Origin of the sequence: Streptomyces cinnamoneus, from assembly GCF_014650495.1 — a bacterium.
GTDB classification, from domain to species: domain Bacteria; phylum Actinomycetota; class Actinomycetes; order Streptomycetales; family Streptomycetaceae; genus Streptomyces; species Streptomyces cinnamoneus.
In genome coordinates, this window is the sequence record NZ_BMVB01000008.1 from 55,512 (window position 1) to 75,718 (window position 20,207).

Consider the following 20,207-nt stretch of genomic DNA (forward strand, 5'->3'; position numbering starts at 1 on the left):
GCGCGGTCAGCGCCGGGACAGCAGCAGTTCGGTGTTGCGGTCGGGCGGCGAGCCGGCCAGGGAGGTGTCCGAGCCGGGGGCGTTGAAGGCCAGCTCCCGGTAGAGGGAGGCGAGGCCGGTCTGGGAGAGGTCGTGGACGTCGGTGCGGTACGGGGCGGCCGATTCGATGAGGGTGGTGAAGAGCGAGACCGTCCCGTCGTGGTTGTCGGTGATCTCGATGATGCGGGCGAGCTGCGGGTAGTCGACGTGTGAGGCGGTGGCGATCTCCCAGAAGCTGCCGCGCGGGCGGATGCGGTTGCGGTGGCTGTGGCCGTTGACCCAGGCCAGGACGTTGGAGTGGCGCTGGAGGAGGGCGATCACCTCGTCGCCGCCGTGCCGCTTCTCGCCCGGGTGGGCGGGATCGGGCGTCATGTTGTTCATGCTCCAGCTCGGGTGGTGGCTGAAGATCAGGGCGTACTGGTCCTTGTGCTCGCTGAGCGTCCGGTCCAGCCAGGTGAGCTGGGAGGTGCCCAGGGAGCCCTGGTAGTGGCCGCCGGGGTCCGTCGTGTCCATGCTGATGCCGATGACCTTGTCGGACACCGGGAAGGTGTAGTAGAGGGTGCCCGAGTCGAGGTTGGCGCGGGTGTAGCCGTGACCGACGGGGCCGTGCCCGGTGTGCTGCGGATCGAGGTGGGCGGCCACGTACTGACGTGGCGTCAGCGGCACCCGGCGCGGGTCGGGGGTGATCGTGCGCATGTCCTTCTTGTGCGACTTGAGCATGGACTCTATGCGCTTGCCCTTGGGGTCGGCGCCCCCGACCTCGCCCTCCATCAGCCATTTGGCCTCGGCGGGCGGGATGTACTGCAGCTTGCGGTTGCCCACGCAGATGTCGGCGATGAAGGAGCCCGCGGCCGGGTAGCAGCCGCCGGAGAGCAGGTCGTGGTTGCCGAAGGTGGAGTACCAGGGGATGTTCAGGCCGGGGCTGGTGACGCGGCGGCAGGCGGCCTCCAGGTAGCCGTCGATCCTCGGGTAGCCGGCCGCCTTGTCCTGGTCGCGCAGGGCGCTCTCGGGGTGCCAGTACTGCTTGAGGCCGCTGTTCTGCACGCCCTCGTAGTGGTGCGGGTCGCCGGTGTTGGGGGTCAGCCGGCCGCCGCTGAGGGCGGTGAGGAACCACTCGACCTCGATCTTGGCGTTCTCGTCGCCGTTGTCGCCGGTGGTGATGGCGAAGCCGAACGGCGTCCCGGTCGCCGGCCCCCGGCGCACCTTGTTGACGCGCTCGACCAGGGAGACGACCCCGGGCAGGGTCAGCGCCTCGTGCGGCCGCCAGCCGCCCACGTCGCCCGCGCGGAAGAACTCGTAGCGCAGCGGGTGCTGTACGTCCGTCAGATGCAGGTCGGTGAACTGCACGAAGGACGCGAGCGTCGTCCGCCGGTCCTCGCGGCCGTTCTGCGCGGCGGCCAGGTCGGCGCGTACGACCCGGGACCAGCCGGGGCCGTCGCCGAGCCGGCGGTAGCCGCTGCTGCCGCGCGGGGCGGCCACGGAGACGAGCGTGGTGCCCTCGCCCGTCGGCGTGGCCGCCGGGGCCCCGGCCGCGGGCGTGGCCGCCGCGGTGGCCGGGGGAGCGGGGTCGCCCGGCGCGGCCGACGCCGGCCTGCCGCCCGCGCCCACGGCGAGGCCCAGCCCGGCGGCCGTGGTGGCGGCGCCCGCGGCGGCCAGGAACGTACGGCGGTCGAGGGGCGAGTCTGCGGTTCTGCGGGATCTGCGGTGCATGGCGGTCTCCCCGAGTGCGAACGCGAAGGCTGGCGGTCGAGCGGGCGGGCTGCGGGCCCCGGTCAGTGAGGATCGTTGGCAGCGCGAGTGACCTGGGCGTGAACCGGGCCGCAACGGTTGCCGCCGATCACCTCACATGGATCTTGGCTCCTGCGAACTGGCATACACCACTCGTCCCCTGGAGAGCTGACGCTCACTCAGCGTTCACCCTGGAGGGGAACTCTCTCGCCGCTCATGGGGCAGTGCTTTAGTCCGTTTGTCCTACAGTCGCTGAGCTGCGGGAACGGCCTGACCGCTTCACGGCCTCCGTCCCGCTTCATCCCGCGTGGCGCGTGGCGGGTTTACGCCATCCTTATGTTCCTGCCCGGGCAACTCTCCCCAAACCCCCGCCACTTCCATAAAAGTGATCGGTCATCCGGCTCCGCTTTTCGGACGCCGTGTCGTCGTGCCCTTTCACAGGCCATTTGTTGTCCGTTCACCACTTCCAGCCAGGGATGCCCATGACCCCCACCCCCGATGCCCCCAGCGCGCCGGGCGGCGCGAGACGCACGGCGCGAATAGCCGTCGCCGCCTCGCTCGTCGCCGCGCTCACCGCGGCCGGCGCGGCCCCCGCCTTCGCGGACGACCCCGCGCCCGCCCCGGGCCCGGTGAAGTCCACGTCGGACAAGCTCGGTTCGCACGACGCGGACCTGCTCGCCAAGGCCAAGGCCGAGGGCGACCGGACCGTCACGATGATGATCGCCACTCAGCCCGGCAGGACCGGCCAGGTCGCCGAGAAGCTCGACGCGATCAAGGGCGCCTCGGTGGGCCAGGCGTACGACAAGCTGGGCTACGTCCGGGCCACCGTGCCCACCGGCAAGGCGGACGCCGCGATCGACGAGGCGAAGAAGCTCGCCTCGGTGCACGGCATCGACCTCAAGCAGGAGATCAAGCTCCCGGACCCGACGCCGCGCGCCGACGCCGCCGCGGGCGCCCCGGCGCTCGCGAAGGACCGGAAGTACCCGGCCCCCGGCAAGCAGACGCCGGCCAAGAACCCCTACCAGCCGGCCTTCGAGACCGGCGCCGTCGAGTTCGTCGAGGACCACCCCAAGGCCGACGGCCGCGGCGTGACCATCGGCATCCTGGACTCCGGCATCGACCTCGGCCACCCGGCGCTGCAGAAGACCAGCACCGGCGAGCGCAAGATCGTCGACTGGGTCACCGCGACCGACCCGCTGGCCGACGCGGACGGCACCTGGCTGCCGATGACCTCCGACGTCTCCGGTCCGAGCTTCTCCTTCAACGGCCGCACCTACACCGCCCCCGCCGCCGGCGGCTCCTGGCAGGTCTCCCTCTTCCGCGAGTCCGTCACCGCGGGCGGCGACATGAAGGGCGACCTCAACCGCGACGGCGACACCAAGGACTCCTGGGCCGTCCTCTACGACAAGGCCAAGGGCACCGTCCGCGTCGACCTCGACGACGACGGCAACTTCGGCAACGACGAGGAGCTCAAGCCGTACAAGGACGGCTACCAGGTCGGCTACTTCGGCAAGGACAACCCCGACACGCCCATCGCCGAGCGCATCCCCTTCGTCGTGCAGATCCGCAAGGACGTGCCGATGGACCCCAAGGGCGGCGAGTGGGTCGGCAAGAAGGCCGACTTCGTCAGCATCGGCGTGATCGAGTCCGAGCACGGCACGCACGTCGCCGGCATCACCGCCGCCAACGGCCTGTTCGGCGGGAAGATGAACGGTGCCGCCCCCGGCGCCAAGCTCGTCTCCTCCCGGGCCTGCACCTGGAGCGGCGGCTGCACCAACGTCGCGCTCACCGAGGGCATGATCGACCTCGTGGTCAACCGCGGCGTCGACATCGTCAACATGTCGATCGGCGGCCTGCCCGCGCTCAACGACGGCAACAACGCCCGCTCCGAGCTCTACACGCGCCTCATCGACACCTACGGCGTCCAGCTCGTCATCTCGGCGGGCAACAGCGGCCCCGGCGCCAACACCATCGGCGACCCGGGCCTGGCCGACAAGGTCATCAGCGTCGGCGCCTCCGTCTCCAAGGAGACCTGGGCCGCCAACTACGGCTCCGAGGTCACGACCAAGTACGCCATGATGCCCTTCTCCTCGCGCGGCCCGCGTGAGGACGGCGGCTTCACCCCGACGATCACCGCCCCGGGCGCGTCGATCAACACCACCCCGACGTGGGAGCCCGGCGCCCCCGTCAAGGAGGCCGGCTACGACCTCCCGCCCGGCTACGGCATGCTGCAGGGCACCTCGATGGCCTCCCCGCAGGCCGCCGGTGCCTCGGCGCTGCTGATCTCGGCCGCCAAGCAGAAGAAGATGAAGCTCGCCCCGGCCGATCTGCGCACGGCGCTCCACAGCACCGCGAAGAAGATCAAGGGCTTCCAGGCGTACGAGCAGGGCGCCGGCCTGATCAACATCGTCGACGCGTGGGAGGCCCTGCGCGACGGCGCCACCGCCCACGACTACACGGTCAAGGCCCCGGTGAACACCGCGCTCTCCGGCGCCCTGAAGACCCCCGGCTTCGGCACCGGCGTCTACGACCGCGAGGGCGGCCTGAAGACCGGCGAGAGCCGGACCTACGACGTCACCGTCACCCGCACCTCCGGCCCGGACAAGCCCGTGTGGCACGAGCTGGAGTGGCAGAACAACGACGGCACCTTCAAGCTCGTCGGCGACAACGAGGTCAAGCTGCCGCTGAACAAGCCCGTGACCGTCAAGGTCGCCGCCAAGGCGAGGACGGCCGGCATCCACAGCGCGATCCTGGCCGTGGACGACGACCGCACCGAGGGCGTCGACAAGCAGATCATGACGACCGTCGTCGCCGCGGAGCCGCTGGCCGCGCCGTCGTACGTGGTGAAGAAGACCGCCAAGGCCACGCGGAACGCCCACACGTCCTACTTCGTGACCGTGCCCAAGGGCGCCCGCACCCTTGAGGTGTCCCTCGGCGGCCTGGCCGGCGGCAGCCAGACCCGGTTCATAGCGATCAACCCCTACGGCGTGCCCGTTGACCCCACCTCCACGGTCAACTGCTACCCGAACTACCCGAACCCGGACAACGCCTGCCGCCCGGACCTGCGCTCGTACGCCAAGCCCCTGCCGGGCGTCTGGGAGATCGAGGTCGAGTCCCGCCGCACCTCCCCGCTGCTGGAGAACCCCTACACCCTGACGGCCTCGGTGCTGGGCGCCTCCTTCGACCCGGCCGTGCAGAGCGTGCCCGAGGCCAAGGTGGGCCAGGCCACCGACGTGACCTGGAAGGCCACCAACGCCTTCGCGGCGCTCGACGGCAAGCTCAAGGGCGGCCAGCTCGGCTCCGCGAAGACCGACCGGCCCACCCTCAAGCAGGGTGAGAAGCAGGTCACCAAGGTCACCCTCGGCGAGGGCGTCACCCGCTTCGACGCCGCCATCAGCGGTGCCGCCGACCCCAAGGCCGACCTGGACCTCACCGTCTACAAGGACGGCAAGTCCGTCGGCTCCTCCACCAGCGGCGGCTCGGACGAGCTGGTCACCCTGACCAAGCCGGCCGCCGGCGAGTACACCGTCGAGGTCACCGGCTACTCCGTGCCGGCCGGTTCGACCGCCTACGACTACCGCGACGTGTACGTCGCCCCCTCGCTGGGCGAGATCAAGGTGGACGCGGCCAAGGGCGTCAAGCTCGGCGCCGGCGAGTCCGCCCCCGTCACGGCGCAGGTCGTGGTCGCGGGCGCGGCCCCCGAGGGCCGCTCCTTCTTCGGCGACGTCCAGCTGGTCAACGCGGCCGGCACGGTCGCGGGCAGCGGCAGCGTGAAGATCGAGAAGGTGCTGCCGTAACCGTCACCGACGGTTGAGCGACGGCACCGGGAGCGGGGTGGGGGCACGAGGCGTGCCCCCACCCCGCTCCGCCGTCTCCCCGCCCGTCCCGTCCTTCGGACAATGGATTGGACTTAGGGGGCGGGTCGCACCTCATGATGGGAACCACGCGCCCAGGTGAACCGTCCCTGGCGGTAGTGACGTATGTGATTAGGGAGCCCTCGTGAGGATCGGAATCGTCGGAGCCACCGGCCAGGTCGGCGGAGTCATGCGCAACATCCTCGCCGAGCGCACATTCCCGGTCGACACGCTGCGGCTCTTCGCCTCGGCCCGCTCCGCCGGTACGACCCTGCCCTGGGCGGACACGGAGATCACCGTCGAGGACGCGGCCACCGCCGACTACTCGGGCCTGGACATCGTGCTCTTCTCCGCCGGTGGCGCCACCTCCAGGGCGCTGGCCGAGAAGGTCGCCGCCCAGGGTGCCGTCGTGATCGACAACTCCTCGGCCTGGCGCCGCGACCCCGAGGTGCCGCTGGTCGTCTCCGAGGTCAACCCGCACGCGATCGCGAACCGCCCCAAGGGCATCATCGCCAACCCGAACTGCACCACCATGGCCGCCATGCCGGTGCTGAAGCCGCTGCACGCCGAGGCTGGGCTGACCGCGCTGATCGCCACCACCTACCAGGCCGTCTCCGGCTCCGGCCTGGCCGGCGTGGCCGAGCTGGACGGCCAGCTGCGCGCGGTCGCCGACCGGGCCACCGAGCTGACCCACGACGGCGAGGCCGTGGACTTCCCGGAGCCGGGCGTCTACAAGCGCCCCATCGCCTTCAACGTGCTGCCGCTGGCCGGCGCCATCGTCGAGGACGGCAGCTTCGAGACCGACGAGGAGCAGAAGCTCCGCCACGAGTCCCGCAAGATCCTGGAGATCCCGGAGCTCAAGGTCTCCGGCACCTGCGTCCGCGTCCCCGTCTTCTCCGGCCACTCCCTGCAGGTCAACGCCCGCTTCGAGCGCCCGGTCAGCGTGGAGCGCGCCTACGAGCTGCTGAAGGACGCCCCCGGCGTCGAGCTCTCCGAGATCCCGACGCCCCTGCAGGCGGCGGGCAAGGACGCCTCCTACGTCGGCCGCATCCGCGCCGACGAGACCGTCGAGCACGGCCTGGCGCTCTTCCTGTCCAACGACAACCTCCGCAAGGGCGCGGCGCTCAACGCCGTGCAGATCGCGGAGCTCGTCGCGGCGGAGCTGCGCGGCTGACGCCGGCGGGCCCGTAGCGGCCGCATGCGAAGGGGCCGGACACCGTGCAGGTGTCCGGCCCCTTCGTCGTGCGCTCGCCGGTCAGCCGGCCTTCGCCGCCAGCATCCGCTGGCGGACGTAGCCGGTCAGCGCCAGGGCGGCGGTCAGGCCGGCCGTGAAGTACAGCTGGACGCGGGTGTCCTCCTCGCGCAGCATCAGGGACAGCACGCCCACGATGCCGGCCAGCGCGACCCACGTCAGCGCCGGGAAGAGCCACATCCGCACCACGAGCCGCTCCGGCGCCTCGCGCTCCAGCTGCCGGCGCATGCGCAGCTGGGTGACCGCGATGAAGCCCCAGACCACGAGGACGGCGGCGCCCGTCATGTAGAGGAGCCACTTGAAGACGGTGTCCGGCCACCAGTAGCTGAGCAGGACGGCGAAGAAGCCGAAGGCGGAGGAGGCCAGGACGGTCAGCCGGGGCACGCCGCCGGTGACCTTGGCCAGGAACTTCGGGCCCTCGCCGCGCATCACCAGGGAGTGCGACATCCGGGAGGCGCCGTAGATGTTGGCGTTCATCGCGGAGAGCAGGGCGATCAGCACGATGACGTTCATGATCTGCCCGGCGGCCGGGATGTCGAGGTACTTCAGCACCGCGACGTAGGGGCCGTCGGTGGTGAGCGACTTGTCGTTCCACGGGATGACGGTGACGACGACGAGCATCGAGCCGACGTAGAAGAGCGCGATGCGCCACATCGCCGTGCGGACCGCCTGGGCGACGCCCTTGACGGGCTGCTCGGACTCGGCGGCGGCGATGGTGACCGTCTCCAGGCCGCCGTAGGCGAAGACGGAGGCCAGCAGGCCGACGACCAGGCCGTTGGCACCGTTGGGCAGGAAGCCGCCGTGGCCGGTGAGGTTGTCACCGCCGGGGGAGGACGTGCCGGGCAGCAGGCCGAGGATCGCCAGCACGCCCAGCACCAGGAAGATGCCGATCGCGGCGACCTTCAGGGCGGCGAACCAGAACTCGAACTCGCCGAAGTTGCTGACGGCCGCGAGGTTGGTGCCGCAGAAGACGGCCATGAAGATCAGGACCCACATCCACGATGCGGTGGAGGGGAACCACGAGACCATGATGGACGCCGCGCCGATCGCCTCCACGGCGATGCCGACGCACAGCTCCACCCAGAACATCCAGCCCGCGGTGAAGCCCGCCCAGGGGCCTATCGCCTTCTCGGCGTGGACGGAGAAGGTTCCCGAGGCCGGATTGGCCGCGGACATTTCGCCGAGCATGCGCATCACGAGCATCACGAGCAGCCCGGATATCGCATAGGCGAGCACGATCGCCGGTCCGGCGGCGGCGATTCCGGCGCCGGAGCCGACGAAGAGTCCGGCGCCGATGACGCCGCCCAGCGCGATCATCGAAAGATGGCGCTGCTTGAGGCCGTGCGACAGATTGCCGTGGCCGCCCGGTGTGCCGTCCGGTGCCGCGCCGGTGACCTCGTCGCGCTCGGGCGCGGAGGTCGCAGGTGTCCCAGTCATGGTCGTACTTCCCCGTGGGTGAGAGCTTGGGAAAAAAGTGCCGCAGAAAGTTGCCTCAGTGTGGGGGTCATGTTCGCTCAGGACAACACCTGTGACACAGCTGTCCGATATTCAGACCTCGTGATTACCGTGGGTATCTGATATATCGCCAGAACCAAGGCTTTTTCCGGGTGAACTATTTCGTGCGGCGCAGCCGGAGTTCGCGCAGCCCCGCCACGACGAGCACCGCGGCCGTCGCCGCCGCCGACCACAGCAGCTGCGGACGGGCCTCGGCGTCGGTGAGCATCAGCACGATCACACCGGCCATGCCGGCCAGGGCGGCCCAGGTCAGGTAGGGGAAGCACCACATGCGCAGGGTCAGCTTCTCGGGCATCTCCCGCTCGATGCGCGGACGCAGCCGCAGCTGCGAGGCGGCGATCAGGCCCCAGACGAAGAGCAGTACCGCGCCCACGGCGTTGAGCAGGTAGTGGAAGATCGAATCCGGCCACTTGAGATTGAGTATGACCGAGGCGAATCCGAAGGCGACCGATGCGAGGACGGCCCGGCGGGGCACCCCGCCGCCCGAGACCTTCAGCAGCGCACGCGGCGCCTCACCGCGCTCGGCCAGCGAGAACACCATCCGCGACGAGCCGTAGAGGTTCGCGTTCAGCGCGGACAGCAGCGCCACGAAGACCACGATGTTCATGATCTGGCCGGCCGCCGGCACCCCGACGTGGTCCAGCACGGCCACGTACGGGCTCTGTCCGGGCTGGATCGAGGACCAGGGGAGCAGGGTGACGATGACGAGCATCGAGCCCACGTAGAAGAAGAGGATGCGCCACACGGCGCTGCGCACCGCACGGCCCACCGCCCGCGCCGGGTCGTCGGACTCGGCGGCCGCGATGGTGACGACCTCCAGGCCGCCGAAGGCGAAGACGACGGCGAGCACGCCCGAGATCACACCGCTCCAGCCGTGCGGCAGGAAGCCGCCCTGGCCGGTCAGGTTGCTCATCCCCACCGCATCGGTGTCCGGCAGCAGCCCGAAGATCGCCAGCAGGCTCAGCCCGAGGAAGAGCACGATCGCGCCGACCTTCAGGGCGGCGAACCAGAACTCGAACTCACCGAAGTTCTTCACCGCCGCGAGATTCGCGGTCGTGAAGACCAGCATGAAGATCAGCACCCAGCCCCACTGCGGCACCGACGGTGCCCAGCCGTGCGCGATCTGCGCGGCGCCCGTCGCCTCCACGGCGAGCACGACCACCAGCAGGAACCAGTACAGCCAGCCCACCGTGAAGCCGGCCCACCGGCCCAGCGCACGCTCGGCGTGCACCGAGAAGGCGCCCGACGCCGGCATGGCCGACGACAGCTCGCCGAGCATCCGCATCACCAGCATGGCGAGCGCGCCCGCGATCAGGTACGAGACGATGATGCCGGGGCCGGCCACCGCGATTCCGGCGCCGGAGCCGACGAAGAGTCCGGCGCCGATCACGCCGCCGAGGCCCAGCATCGTCAGATGCCGCTGCTTGAGCCCCGCGGCCAGCGGTTCCTTCTCGCCGGCGGCCAGGGGCGCGTCGGCAGGCTGTGCATCGTGCATGGGAGTCGAATCTCTCGGGTCAGTGCGCCTGACGCGAGGACACGCAGGAGCGGGGTGGGGTGGGGTCCAGATTCTCCCGCCCGGGTGGCCGGAGCCAAGCGGACCGGGATTCTCGTGATGAGCATCACGTTTCCACGAGCAACGATGGCGAACAGGGTCCTTCCGCGCTCGGAACCCCACAGGACCGGCCCGTCGCGTTTGTCGCTGCCGTCCGGTGCCCGAAGGGTGACGCTCGGCTAACGTCAGCGTGTCCCACCCACCTTTCTCTCCCGCGGAGTACCGATGGCCACCGCAGCTGCCCCCGCCACCCGGACCGGAACGGTCCTCGCCGATCTGCTCCCCGCCTCCACCGCGGGCCGCGCCCGCGTCCGCGACGCGGCCCTGGTCCTCGGCGGCGCCGCGCTGACCGGCATCACCGCGCAGATAGCCGTCCCCGTGCCGGGCTCGCCCGTGCCCGTCAGCGGCCAGACCTTCGCCGTGCTGCTCGTCGGCACCGCCCTGGGCGCCCGCCGCGGCTTCCTCTCGCTCGCCCTCTACGCCGCCGCCGGCATGGCGGGCATGCCCTGGTTCGCCGAGGGCCGCTCCGGCGCCGCGTTCCCCTCCTTCGGCTACGTGCTGGGCATGCTGCTCGCCGCGACCGTCGTCGGCGCGCTGGCGCGCCGCGGCGCCGACCGCTCCGTGCTGCGCACCGCGGGCACCATGGCCCTGGGCTCCGCGATCGTCTACGCGGTGGGCGTGCCCTACCTGGCGCTGGCCGCGCACATGCCGCTGAGCGAGGCGGTCGCCGTGGGCCTGACGCCCTTCCTGATCGGCGACGCCCTCAAGGCCGCGCTGGCCATGGGCGCCCTGCCGGCGGCCTGGAAGCTGCTCGGCCGCCGCGGCTGAGACCGCACCGCAGGACCGTACGGAACGGGCCGGGCCCGCACCCCACGAGCGAAGGGGGTGCGGGCCCGGCCCGTCTGCGTGTCCGCCGCTGCGGGCGTTACTCGGAGACGGCCTTGGCGGCCTTGCGGCGCTTGTCCAGGACCAGGCCGATGGCCAGCACGATGATGCCGAGCAGGGTCGAGAGCAGTACCTGCTCACGGTTGTCGCCGCCGTCGTAGACCATGAAGCCGAGCACGAAGGTGATCATGCCGATGGTCGCCCAGGTCAGGTACGGGAAGAGCCACATCTTCACGAAGTGCCGCTCGGGCATCTCGCGCTTGATGATCCCGCGGAACTTCAGCTGCGTGATGCAGATGACCAGCCACACGAAGAGGGCGATGGCACCCGAGGAGTTCAGCAGGAACTTGAAGACGGTGTCCGGCCAGACGTAGTTGAAGATGACCGAGACGAAGCCGAAGACGACCGAGCCGAGGATCGCGGCCTGCGGCACGCCCCGCTTGTTGACGACGGCGAACGCCTTGGGCGCGTCGCCGCGCTGGCCGAGGGAGAAGGCCATGCGGGAGGCGGTGTAGAGGCCGGAGTTCAGGCAGGAGAGCACCGCGGTCAGGACGATGACGTTCATGACCTGGCCGGCGTGCGGGATGCCGATCGAGTCCAGGGCGGCGACGTAGCTGCCCTTCTCGGTGATCGTCTTCGAGTCCCACGGCAGGAGCGAGACCACGACGAGGATCGAGCCGAGGTAGAAGACGGCGATGCGCCAGATGACGCTGTTGGTGGCCTGACGGACCGCGCGCTGCGGGTCCTCGGACTCACCGGCGGCCAGCGTGACGATCTCGCTGCCCATGAAGGAGAAGACGACCATCAGCACACCGGTGAGGATCGCGCCGGGACCGTTGGGCAGGAAGCCGCCGTGCGAGGTGAGGTAGTCGAAGCCGGCGCCCGGGTTGTCCGAGCCGGGCAGCACGCCGAACACGGCCAGGGCGCCGATGACGATGAACGCGGCGATCGCGACGACCTTGATGCCGGCGAACCAGAACTCGAACTCACCGTAGGAGCTGACCGAGGCCAGGTTGGTGGCGGTCAGCACGACCATCACGATCAGCGCCCAGGCCCACTGGGGAACGGCCGGTATCCAGCCTTCGAGGATCGCCGCACCCGCGGTCGCCTCGACCGCCAGCACCACGACCCAGAAGAACCAGTACAGCCAGCCGATGGTGAAGCCGGCCCAGCGGCCGAGCGCCCGGTCGGCGTAGGCGGAGAACGACCCGGAGGTCGGGTTGGCGGCGGCCATCTCGCCCAGCATCCGCATCACGAAGACGACCATCGCGCCGACGAGTGCGTAAGAGAGGAGAATGCCGGGGCCGGCGGCGGCGATGCCGGAACCGGAACCCACGAAGAGGCCGGCGCCGATCACACCACCAATCGCGATCATGGACAGGTGGCGGTTCTTGAGTCCGGCCTTCAGACCGTCCCCGCCCGCGATCGGGGCGTTGCCGGGGTCGCCGGACGTCGACGCCTTCGTCATGGTCGGCGGTGTCGCGCTCATGTGCACGTTCCTTCGGGTTGTTCCTTTGGTTCTCGGGTTACGAGCCACCGCATTAGAACTTTTTAAAGGTGTCTTTAGGAAGACCTGAATCCATTTCGTTGTGTTCACAGAGAGTCACCGGCCCCTGCTGACCGATCGGGGCCCCGCGGCATGCCACACTCGGACGCATGCGCGTGTACCTCGGCTCCGACCATGCCGGCTACGAACTCAAGAACCACCTCGTCGAGTGGCTCACGGCCCAGGGCCATGACCCCGTCGACTGTGGTCCCCACATCTACGACGCCCAGGACGACTACCCGCCGTTCTGCCTCCGCGCCGCGGAGCGGACCGCCGCGGACGAGGACAGCCTCGGCATCGTCATCGGCGGCTCGGGCAACGGCGAGCAGATCGCCGCGAACAAGGTCAAGGGCGTCCGCGCCGCACTCGCCTGGAGCGAGCAGACGGCCGCGCTGGGCCGCGAGCACAACAACGCCAACGTCATCAGCATCGGCGGCCGCATGCACACGCAGGAGGAGGCGACGAAGTTCGTCGAGATCTTCCTGGCCACCCCGTACTCGGGCGACGAGCGTCACACGCGCCGCATCGAGATGCTGAGCCGCTACGAGACGACGGGCGAGCTGCCCGCCATCCCGGCGCACCACCCGCAGCAGGACTGAGGCCGCGGCCTCTCCTCATGGCGGCCCCTCCTCATGAGGAGGGGCCGCCGCCCGGGACCGAAGGCGCCGGGCCGCACGCCCGTCGTGGGCCACGACCACGAGACCGTCCGGAGGACGAAGACCCCATGCCCGAAGGGCATACGATCCACCGCCTGGCGGCGGACCACCGTGAGGCGTTCGAGGGCGGCCCCGTCCGGGCGACCAGCCCCCAGGGCAAGTTCGCCGACAGCGCGGCGCTCATGGACGGCCGGGTCCTGGCCACCGCCGAGGCCCACGGCAAGCACCTCTTCCTCGGCTTCGACGGGCTCGGCTGGGTCCACATCCACCTCGGCCTCTTCGGCAAGTACACATGGGGACCCGGCCGGGCGGTCCCGCCGCCCACCGACACCGTCCGCCTGCGCCTGGTGGGCCCCGACGCGTACGCCGACCTCCGCGGCCCCACCACCTGCACCCTCATCACCGACGCCGAGAAGCAGGCGATACACGACCGCCTCGGCCCGGACCCGCTGCGCCCGGAGCACGACGGCGAGGCCGCCTTCGTCCGGATGTCCCGCAGCCGGACGAGCGTCGCCGCCCTCCTCATGGACCAGAAGGTGGTCGCCGGCGTCGGCAACGTCTACCGCGCCGAGGTCCTCTTCCGGCACGGAATCGACCCCTATCGTCAGGGCCGCGACCTCACCCGACGGGAATGGGACGCCATCTGGTCGGACCTGGTCGAGCTGATGCGCGAGGGTGTCCGCAACAACCGCATCGACACCGTGCGCCCCGAGCACACCCCCGAAGCCATGGGCCGTCCGCCCCGCGTGGACGACCACGGCGGCGAGGTCTACGTCTACCGCCGCACCGGGCAGCCGTGCCACGTCTGCGACGGCGAGATCCGCACGGCCGGCCTGGCGGCCCGCAACCTCTTCTGGTGCCCGGAGTGCCAGCCGGCCTAGGGAGCCCGCCCCTTCGGCGGACCGGCCGCGGATCTGTCCGCGGCCGGTCGGGAGCCGGTCGCAAGCGCCTTCAGAAGCCGTGCGGCAGCCACGGCGCGACCGTGCCGCCGAACGCCAGCGCGGCCTCCGCCAGCGTGCCCTCGCGCAGTTCCGCGACCCGCCCCGCGGCCGCCAGCGCGGTGAGGGACGTACCGCCGAGATAGGCCGCGCCCAACTCCCGCACCGACAGCGCCAGGTCGGCGGCGTCCTGCGTGCGCGCGCAGGACGCCCCCTTGGCGTCCCCGGTCAGCCGCCACCGTCCGGTGTTCCATGGGCAGAAGTCGTCGGTGACGTCGAGGACGACGTCGACCGGCACCTGGTACGTCCGCGCCGCGAGCGCCTCGCCGACGTCGACCAGGCGCACGTGCAACTGGTCGGTCACCCTGACCTGGCAGCGCCGTACGTCGTTGACCATCTGCAGCAGCGGGTCGTCGACGGGGAGGTTGCCGGCCTCGACGGCGGAGGTGAGGTCGATCCCGAAGAGGTACTGCCACAGCGCGGCGCGCGCGTCCGGGGTCAGCGCCTCCAGATCGCGCAGGACCACCGTGCCGCGGGGCCCGCTCAGGTCCCACGCGGGCCGCACCGCGTACCGCGCGTACCCCACCGTCCTGCCGTCCGCCTCCGCCAGCACGCACTGCAGCGGCGAGGCGCCCTCGCGCGTGCTCTCGGGGTCGATCACCGGCAGGGCGTCCCAGCCGGGCAGGCGCGCGAGCATGCCCGGGCGGGTGGTGACCGCGTGCGCGTACACCGCCTCGCACGCGGCGCGCGCGGTCCCGGGCTCCGACAAGCGCAATCGCACGCCATCTGTTGCGTATGTTGCGTATGAGTTTTCAGTGACCTGCGGTACGGACAAGCGCGCGTGAGTCGTATCGATGAGCGCGGTCATCTTGTACGTCGCCGCGCCGTAGCCGAAGCGTCCGTAGATCTCGGGCTCCGAGGCGGTCAGCACGGCCAGCGGCTCGCCCCAGGACCGGACGTCGTCCAGCTGGCGCCGCATCATCGAGCGCAGCACGCCGCGCCGCCGGTGCGTGGGCCGCACGCCCACCATGGTCACGCCCGCCGCGGGCACCGACGCCCCGCCCGGCACCGTGATCCGGAAGGCGAACGCGCCGGTCGTGCCCACCACTTCGCCGTCGTCCCAGACGCCGATCGAGCGGTCGTAGCAGGTCATCTCCCGCCAGAGCGACCGCTCCTCGGGGCTCTCCGGTACGCCGCCGAAGGCGAGTTCGAGCATGCCGTACCAGTGGTCCCAGTCCGCCGGGCGCAGTACGCGTAACTCCATCGTCATAACCCATGCCTAGCAGCGCATACCCGGTCAAGCGAACGAATTTCGCATAGGGTTGCTCTCCGGGTGGCCGCCCGTCGCCCCCGTCGTGCCCGCGTCGGCGCGGCGTGAATCGACGCACCGCCGAATGGGTGGATAAGGTCCCGATGCAATGACTGGCGGTGCGGAGACCCCGACGGCCCGGATGCGCAAAGCACTGCACCGGGCACGCACGAGCATGCGCAAGGCCGGTGTCGACTATTTCCGGGGCGACGGCTCCGACTGGGTCGCCCTCACCGCGCTGTTGCTGTCCGTGCCCGCCCTGGCGTGGGGCACGGTCGCCCAGCCGGAGTGGTGCGCGCCCGCCGCGCTCGTCCTGCCCATCGTGGCCGGCGGGCTGCTGCTGCGGCCCGCGAGCCTGCTGGGGCTGTACGCGGCCGCGGCCGCCGGCCTCATCATGGAATCGGCGGTCCTCGACGACCCCACCCACCACGGCACCGACCGGGTCAGCCCCGGCACGATCCTCGTCGTCGCGGCCGTCGGCTTCCTCGGGCTGCTGATCGCGCAGTTCCGCAGCCGCGTCGGGGTGCCCTGGCGGCGCGGCGGAACGATGCTCTTCGACCTGCGCGAACGCATCAGAGTGCAGAGCAAGCTGCCCAAACTGCCGGCCGGCTGGCACCGCGAGATGGCGCTGCGCCCGGCCGGCGGTCAGTCCTTCTCCGGCGACTTCGTCGTCGCCGCCCGCACCAACGGCGGCCGCACCCTGGAGGTCGTCCTGACCGACGTCTCCGGCAAGGGCATGGACGCGGCGTCCCGCGCCCTGCTCCTCTCCGGCGCCTTCGGCGGCCTCCTCGGCTCCCTCCCGCCCCACGCCTTCCTCCCCGCCGCCAACGGCTACCTCCTCCGCCAGGACTGGGACGAGGGCTTCGCGACCTCGGTCCACCTCGTCCTGGACCTCGACAGCGGCGACTACGAGCTCCTCTCCGCGGGCCACGTCCCCGGCCTCCACCTCAGCGCCGGCACGGGCCGCTGGGAGGAGAAGTCGGCGGACGGCCCGCTGCTGGGCGTCTACGACGGGGCGGAGTTCGAACCGGTGAAGGGGCGGCTGAGGCGCGGCGACGTCCTGATGCTCTTCACGGACGGCCTCGTCGAGACGAACGAGCGCGATCTGACGGAGGGCATGGACCGCCTCACGGGGGAGGCCGACCGCTACGTCACGTCGGGCTTCCACGGCGCGGCGTGGCACCTCATCGAGGCGGTGGCGAAGGACGTCAACGACGACCGGGCACTGCTGCTGATCTGCCGGGACTGAGCTCTTTCGCCGGGGATATCCGCTGTGCGCCGGTCACCATGGTGTGACGCCTGCGACGGACGGGAAACGAGCTGCACGGTCTCGTAACAGAGTGACCGTCAGCCTCGGAAGCACTTTGTGATCACGTTGATGATGTTGATAGACATGTTCGAGTAGCCAAGTGGCGCATGAGACATGACGGGGGTGAGCTCGTGAAGTTCGACATGGGACAAACGACGCTGTCCGGACTGGTCAAGAAGACCCACGGATCCAGCAACGACCTGGCCGGTCTGGTCCGCCAGCTGGTCCACGCGGCGCAGCCGCTGGAGGGCAAGTTCAACGGCGCCGGCAAGGTGGCGTTCGACGAGTTCAAGGCACACTCGGACGACGTGGGCGCGGCGCTCAACGGCTCGCTGCGCTCGATCCTGGGCGGTCAGTCCGGCATGGACTCCTCCTTCGGCCAGGGTGACCAGGAATCGGCGGACAACGCCCGTCAGACGATGTCGGCGGCGAACTTCGACGCGGCACGCTTCTCGGGCCGCTAGGACACAGGGGGTATTTGCTCATGGCTGGTGCGGGTGCGGACCGTCGTAGTTACGACACGGGTGCTTCGACCGAGGTCCAGGGATCGCTGCAGGGCATCATCGGGCGGCTGGAGACGCTGCTGACCGAGCGTGACGGGGCGGTGAAGGCGGCGATGGCCGACTTCAAGGCCGACGGCGTCGACGATCAGTACCACGGCGTGGAAATGCGCTGGAACAAGGCGGCCACCGAGGTCCGCCAGATCATCACGCTGCTGCGCTCGACGATGGAGAAGAACGACGGCACGGCGAAGTCCACGCTGGCCAAGGCGAAGGCCGCCGTCGACGCCATCGGCTGACGCCGGGGCGAAAAGGAAGAAACGTTTCTTAAAACGGGGGAGACGTCGTGTCCAAGTGGGATATTCGGCCGGGTGGCGTGCAAGGGGTGCTCAACAACACCGCTGAGGCCGCGAGCAAGTTCGAGGAAGAGTTCAAGGCTTACAGCGAGGGGCTCGTCCACTCGGCCACACATGCGGGCACGATGATCCTGGGCGGGACCGCACAGCCCGAGGGCGGTGCCTTCGGTCCCGTGGCCCAGGCGCTTCAGGAGTTCCAGGAGCACACCTCTGACGACCTGAAGTTCCTCCCCGTCCGGACGGGCAAGTCCATCACCGGTGCGCGCCTGGCGACGGAGGCGTACGTCCACGGCGACCTGGAGATGGCGAAGAACAAGCAGGAGGAGTACTCCAAGGCTCCGACTCCCGAGGAGATGAAGGGGCCCAAGAAGTGATCGATCTGGGCAAGATACCGACCTTCACGGGCAAGCTGGAGCAGCTGGAGACGGATGCGACGACGCTGAAGACGACCGCCGGCAGCATCCGGGGCACGGGCAAGGCCGTGCACGACGCCTTCCAGAAGCTCTCGGATGTCTACGACACTCCCGAGAGGGAACACCTCCTCGACACGACGATCCCGGTGCGCGACAAGGCCGACGCCTTCGCGAAGAAGCTGGAGTCCGTCAGCGGCGCTCTCCAGGGCTTCGCCACGGCCGCGCGGCCGCTGGTGCAGAAGATGGACCGGCTGCGGGCGGACGCCGATAGGTTCGTCAAGGAGAACAAGGACGACGACGACTGGCAGAAGGACCAGAAGAAGGTCGACGAGAACGCGCGTCTGGTCCGCGAGGTCGGCACGACGTGGGTGGCCTTCCAGGGCGTCGAGCGCGACGCGGCGAACAAGATCACGGCGCTCGTGGGCGGCACGAAGTTCGTGGTCGACGACGGCTCGCACAAGGCCGGCATGTACGGCTTCAAAGAGAGCGACGTCAAGGACGCGAAGGAGACCCCCTGGGGGACGGTCGACAAGCGCGAGTACGAGGGCCTGCGGGCCGCGTGGGAGTGGACGAAGGACAACGTCGGCGGCGCGCTGAAGGGCTTCTTCGTCGACGGCGTGCTGGGCACCCTCAAGGGCCTCGGCAGCATGGTCAACTTCTTCGACTGGGACAACTTCAAGAAGACCTGGACGAACATCGGCAACGTCTTCGGCGGCGTCAGCGCGTACATTGCGACGCCGTACGAGTGGGCCCTGGACAAGATGTTCGGTCCGACCGACCACAGTGACACCGACAAGCAGAAGGCCGCCCTGCGCGAGTTCGGCAAGTCGCTGGTGGCCTGGGACGAGTGGGGGAAGAACCCCTCGCGCGCGTTCGGCACGCTGGCCTTCAACGTCGTCACCCTGGGTTCGGGTACGTTCCTCAAGCTCGGCAAGGCCGGTCAGGCCGGCAAGTTCGGCGCGGGCGCGGAGGCGCTGACCGTGCTGGGCAAGGCGGGCGTGCTCGCCGACCCGATGAGCTACCTCGGCAAGGCGGCAGGCGTCACCAAGCTGAAGGTCGGCGACTTCTTCACCGGCCTCAAGGAGAGCCGGGCCGGCCTGGACGACATGGCCCACAACATCCCCACGAAGCCGGGCGACATCGCGTTCGACCCGAACGGCAACCTCCAGCACGTCCGCCCGGACGGCAAGATCGAGACGGTCACGCCCGACGGCAAGGTCGTTGACCAGAACGGTGACCCCGTCAAGACCCCGCACCGCGAGCCGCACAAGTCCGAGCTGGACCAGCCCCAGGTGAAGGTGCCCGAGGAGCAGAAGGTCGGCGCGAGCGTGGGCGGCGGCCATACGGAGGCTCCGGCGAGCGGCTCGGGTTCGCACGCGCCGGGTGGCGGCACGGGTTCGCACGCGCCGGGCGGTAGTGCGTCGCACACGCCGGGCGGTGGCGCCTCGCACACACCCTCGGGCAGCGCGTCGCACACGCCGTCGGGTGGCGGTTCGCACACCCCGTCCGGTGGCGGTTCCCACACGCCGTCCGGTGGGGGTTCGCACACCCCGTCCGGTGGCGGTTCCCACACGCCGTCCGGCGGGGGCTCGCACACCCCGTCCACCGGCGGTGCCGGGCACGGTGGCGGTGGCGCAGCGGACAACGCCGGGCACTCGGGTGGCGGCGGCGCTGCGGACAACGCCGGTGACAATGCCTCCGGTTCCGGCACCCACGGTTCGACGGACGGCAACGGCAGTGGTCACGGCTCCGGCCCCCACGACCCTGCGGGCTCGCACGACCCGAGCGACCCCGGAAGTACTCAGCCGGACACGGGCTCCGGCTCGGGTTCGGGGCCGGGTCACGGCGAGGACACCTCCACGCCCCATCAGGAGGAGCGCCCCGGCGCGGACGATCAGCCGCTCCCCAAGGGCGGACGCATCACTGAACACACCTTCGATCACGTGCTGAAGGGCGAGCTCAAATATGACCGGAATGGCAACCCCAAGGTCGTCGGATATCATTTCCGTCCCAATGGCCGTGACCTCGATCCCTACAACGTGAAGGTCCCGAAGATCCTGATGAGGGACAACAAGACGGGGCTGACCGTGGGCAACGTGTGGATGCGTGACCCGCGCACGGGCGAGTGGGTCATGAAGCGGGCCAAGACGACCTTCTTCCCTCCGTCGTGGACGGAGAGGGACGTCAGGCGCGCCATGACCAAGGCGTTCGAGAACGGCAAGGTCGTGGACGCCGACGACTTCAAGTGGCAGGGCTCCTACAAGGGGATAGATTTCGAGGGCTATTACGACCCCGTCACGGGTGACGCGAAGACCGTCTACCCGCTCATGCCCAAGCCCAAGGAATGAAGGAGAT

15 protein-coding genes are annotated in these 20,207 nt (G+C 70.1%); 10 read left to right on the top strand and 5 right to left on the bottom strand.

The window, feature by feature from the left end; all coding sequences use genetic code 11:
- Positions 1-6: 6 nt before the first annotated feature.
- Complete coding sequence (locus IE182_RS13870; protein ID WP_190110097.1) at positions 7-1,749, bottom strand: TIGR03767 family metallophosphoesterase; 1,743 nt, start codon at positions 1,747-1,749, stop codon at positions 7-9.
- A gap of 500 nt (positions 1,750-2,249) precedes the next feature.
- Here IE182_RS13870 and IE182_RS13875 point away from each other — a divergent pair, with 500 nt between their 5' ends.
- Both IE182_RS13875 and IE182_RS13880 read left to right on the top strand, forming a co-directional pair.
- Positions 2,250-5,564 carry a S8 family serine peptidase gene (locus IE182_RS13875; RefSeq protein WP_190110098.1) on the top strand — a complete coding sequence of 1,105 codons (3,315 nt, stop codon included), beginning with the start codon at positions 2,250-2,252 and terminating at the stop codon, positions 5,562-5,564.
- Positions 5,565-5,766: 202 nt separating this feature from the next.
- Complete coding sequence (locus tag IE182_RS13880) at positions 5,767-6,795, top strand: aspartate-semialdehyde dehydrogenase (protein ID WP_190110099.1); 1,029 nt, start codon at positions 5,767-5,769, stop codon at positions 6,793-6,795.
- Between the two features lie 81 nt (positions 6,796-6,876).
- Here the strand turns inward: IE182_RS13880 and IE182_RS13885 are convergent, their stop codons facing one another.
- Positions 6,877-8,310, bottom strand: a complete 1,434-nt coding sequence (locus IE182_RS13885; RefSeq protein WP_190110100.1) for an amino acid permease — start codon at positions 8,308-8,310, stop codon at positions 6,877-6,879.
- Between the two features lie 175 nt (positions 8,311-8,485).
- Positions 8,486-9,883 carry an amino acid permease gene (locus tag IE182_RS13890; protein WP_190110101.1) on the bottom strand — a complete coding sequence of 466 codons (1,398 nt, stop codon included), beginning with the start codon at positions 9,881-9,883 and terminating at the stop codon, positions 8,486-8,488.
- Between the two features lie 282 nt (positions 9,884-10,165).
- On the opposite strand from IE182_RS13890, the gene IE182_RS13895 reads away from it, so the two are divergent.
- On the top strand, positions 10,166-10,768 hold the full coding sequence (locus IE182_RS13895) for a biotin transporter BioY (protein ID WP_190110102.1): 603 nt from the start codon (positions 10,166-10,168) through the stop codon (positions 10,766-10,768).
- Positions 10,769-10,865: 97 nt separating this feature from the next.
- On the opposite strand, the gene IE182_RS13900 is transcribed toward IE182_RS13895, so the two are convergent.
- The gene (locus tag IE182_RS13900) at positions 10,866-12,293 is read right to left on the bottom strand and encodes an amino acid permease (RefSeq protein WP_229844823.1); all 1,428 of its coding nucleotides are present in this window, start codon (positions 12,291-12,293) and stop codon (positions 10,866-10,868) included.
- A 188-nt stretch (positions 12,294-12,481) separates the two neighbouring features.
- On the opposite strand from IE182_RS13900, the gene IE182_RS13905 reads away from it, so the two are divergent.
- On the top strand, positions 12,482-12,970 hold the full coding sequence (locus tag IE182_RS13905) for a ribose-5-phosphate isomerase (protein ID WP_190110104.1): 489 nt from the start codon (positions 12,482-12,484) through the stop codon (positions 12,968-12,970).
- A gap of 125 nt (positions 12,971-13,095) precedes the next feature.
- Positions 13,096-13,908 carry an Fpg/Nei family DNA glycosylase gene (locus tag IE182_RS13910; protein ID WP_190110105.1) on the top strand — a complete coding sequence of 271 codons (813 nt, stop codon included), beginning with the start codon at positions 13,096-13,098 and terminating at the stop codon, positions 13,906-13,908.
- A 70-nt stretch (positions 13,909-13,978) separates the two neighbouring features.
- Here the strand turns inward: IE182_RS13910 and IE182_RS13915 are convergent, their stop codons facing one another.
- The gene (locus tag IE182_RS13915) at positions 13,979-15,235 is read right to left on the bottom strand and encodes a GNAT family N-acetyltransferase (RefSeq protein ID WP_190110106.1); all 1,257 of its coding nucleotides are present in this window, start codon (positions 15,233-15,235) and stop codon (positions 13,979-13,981) included.
- 148 nt (positions 15,236-15,383) lie between these two features.
- On the opposite strand from IE182_RS13915, the gene IE182_RS13920 reads away from it, so the two are divergent.
- From IE182_RS13920 to IE182_RS13940, 5 genes are all read left to right on the top strand, one after another.
- Entirely contained in the window at positions 15,384-16,523 is a 1,140-nt protein-coding gene (locus tag IE182_RS13920) for a PP2C family protein-serine/threonine phosphatase (protein ID WP_190110107.1), read from the top strand.
- A 191-nt stretch (positions 16,524-16,714) separates the two neighbouring features.
- Entirely contained in the window at positions 16,715-17,047 is a 333-nt protein-coding gene (locus IE182_RS13925; RefSeq protein WP_190110347.1) for a hypothetical protein, read from the top strand.
- A gap of 20 nt (positions 17,048-17,067) precedes the next feature.
- Positions 17,068-17,382 carry a pore-forming ESAT-6 family protein gene (locus tag IE182_RS13930; protein WP_190110108.1) on the top strand — a complete coding sequence of 105 codons (315 nt, stop codon included), beginning with the start codon at positions 17,068-17,070 and terminating at the stop codon, positions 17,380-17,382.
- Positions 17,383-17,429: 47 nt separating this feature from the next.
- Entirely contained in the window at positions 17,430-17,813 is a 384-nt protein-coding gene (locus IE182_RS13935) for a DUF6507 family protein (RefSeq protein ID WP_190110109.1), read from the top strand.
- Complete coding sequence (locus IE182_RS13940) at positions 17,810-20,200, top strand: EndoU domain-containing protein (protein WP_190110110.1); 2,391 nt, start codon at positions 17,810-17,812, stop codon at positions 20,198-20,200. The genes IE182_RS13935 and IE182_RS13940 overlap by 4 nt, the downstream gene beginning before the upstream one ends.
- Positions 20,201-20,207 lie beyond the last annotated feature (7 nt).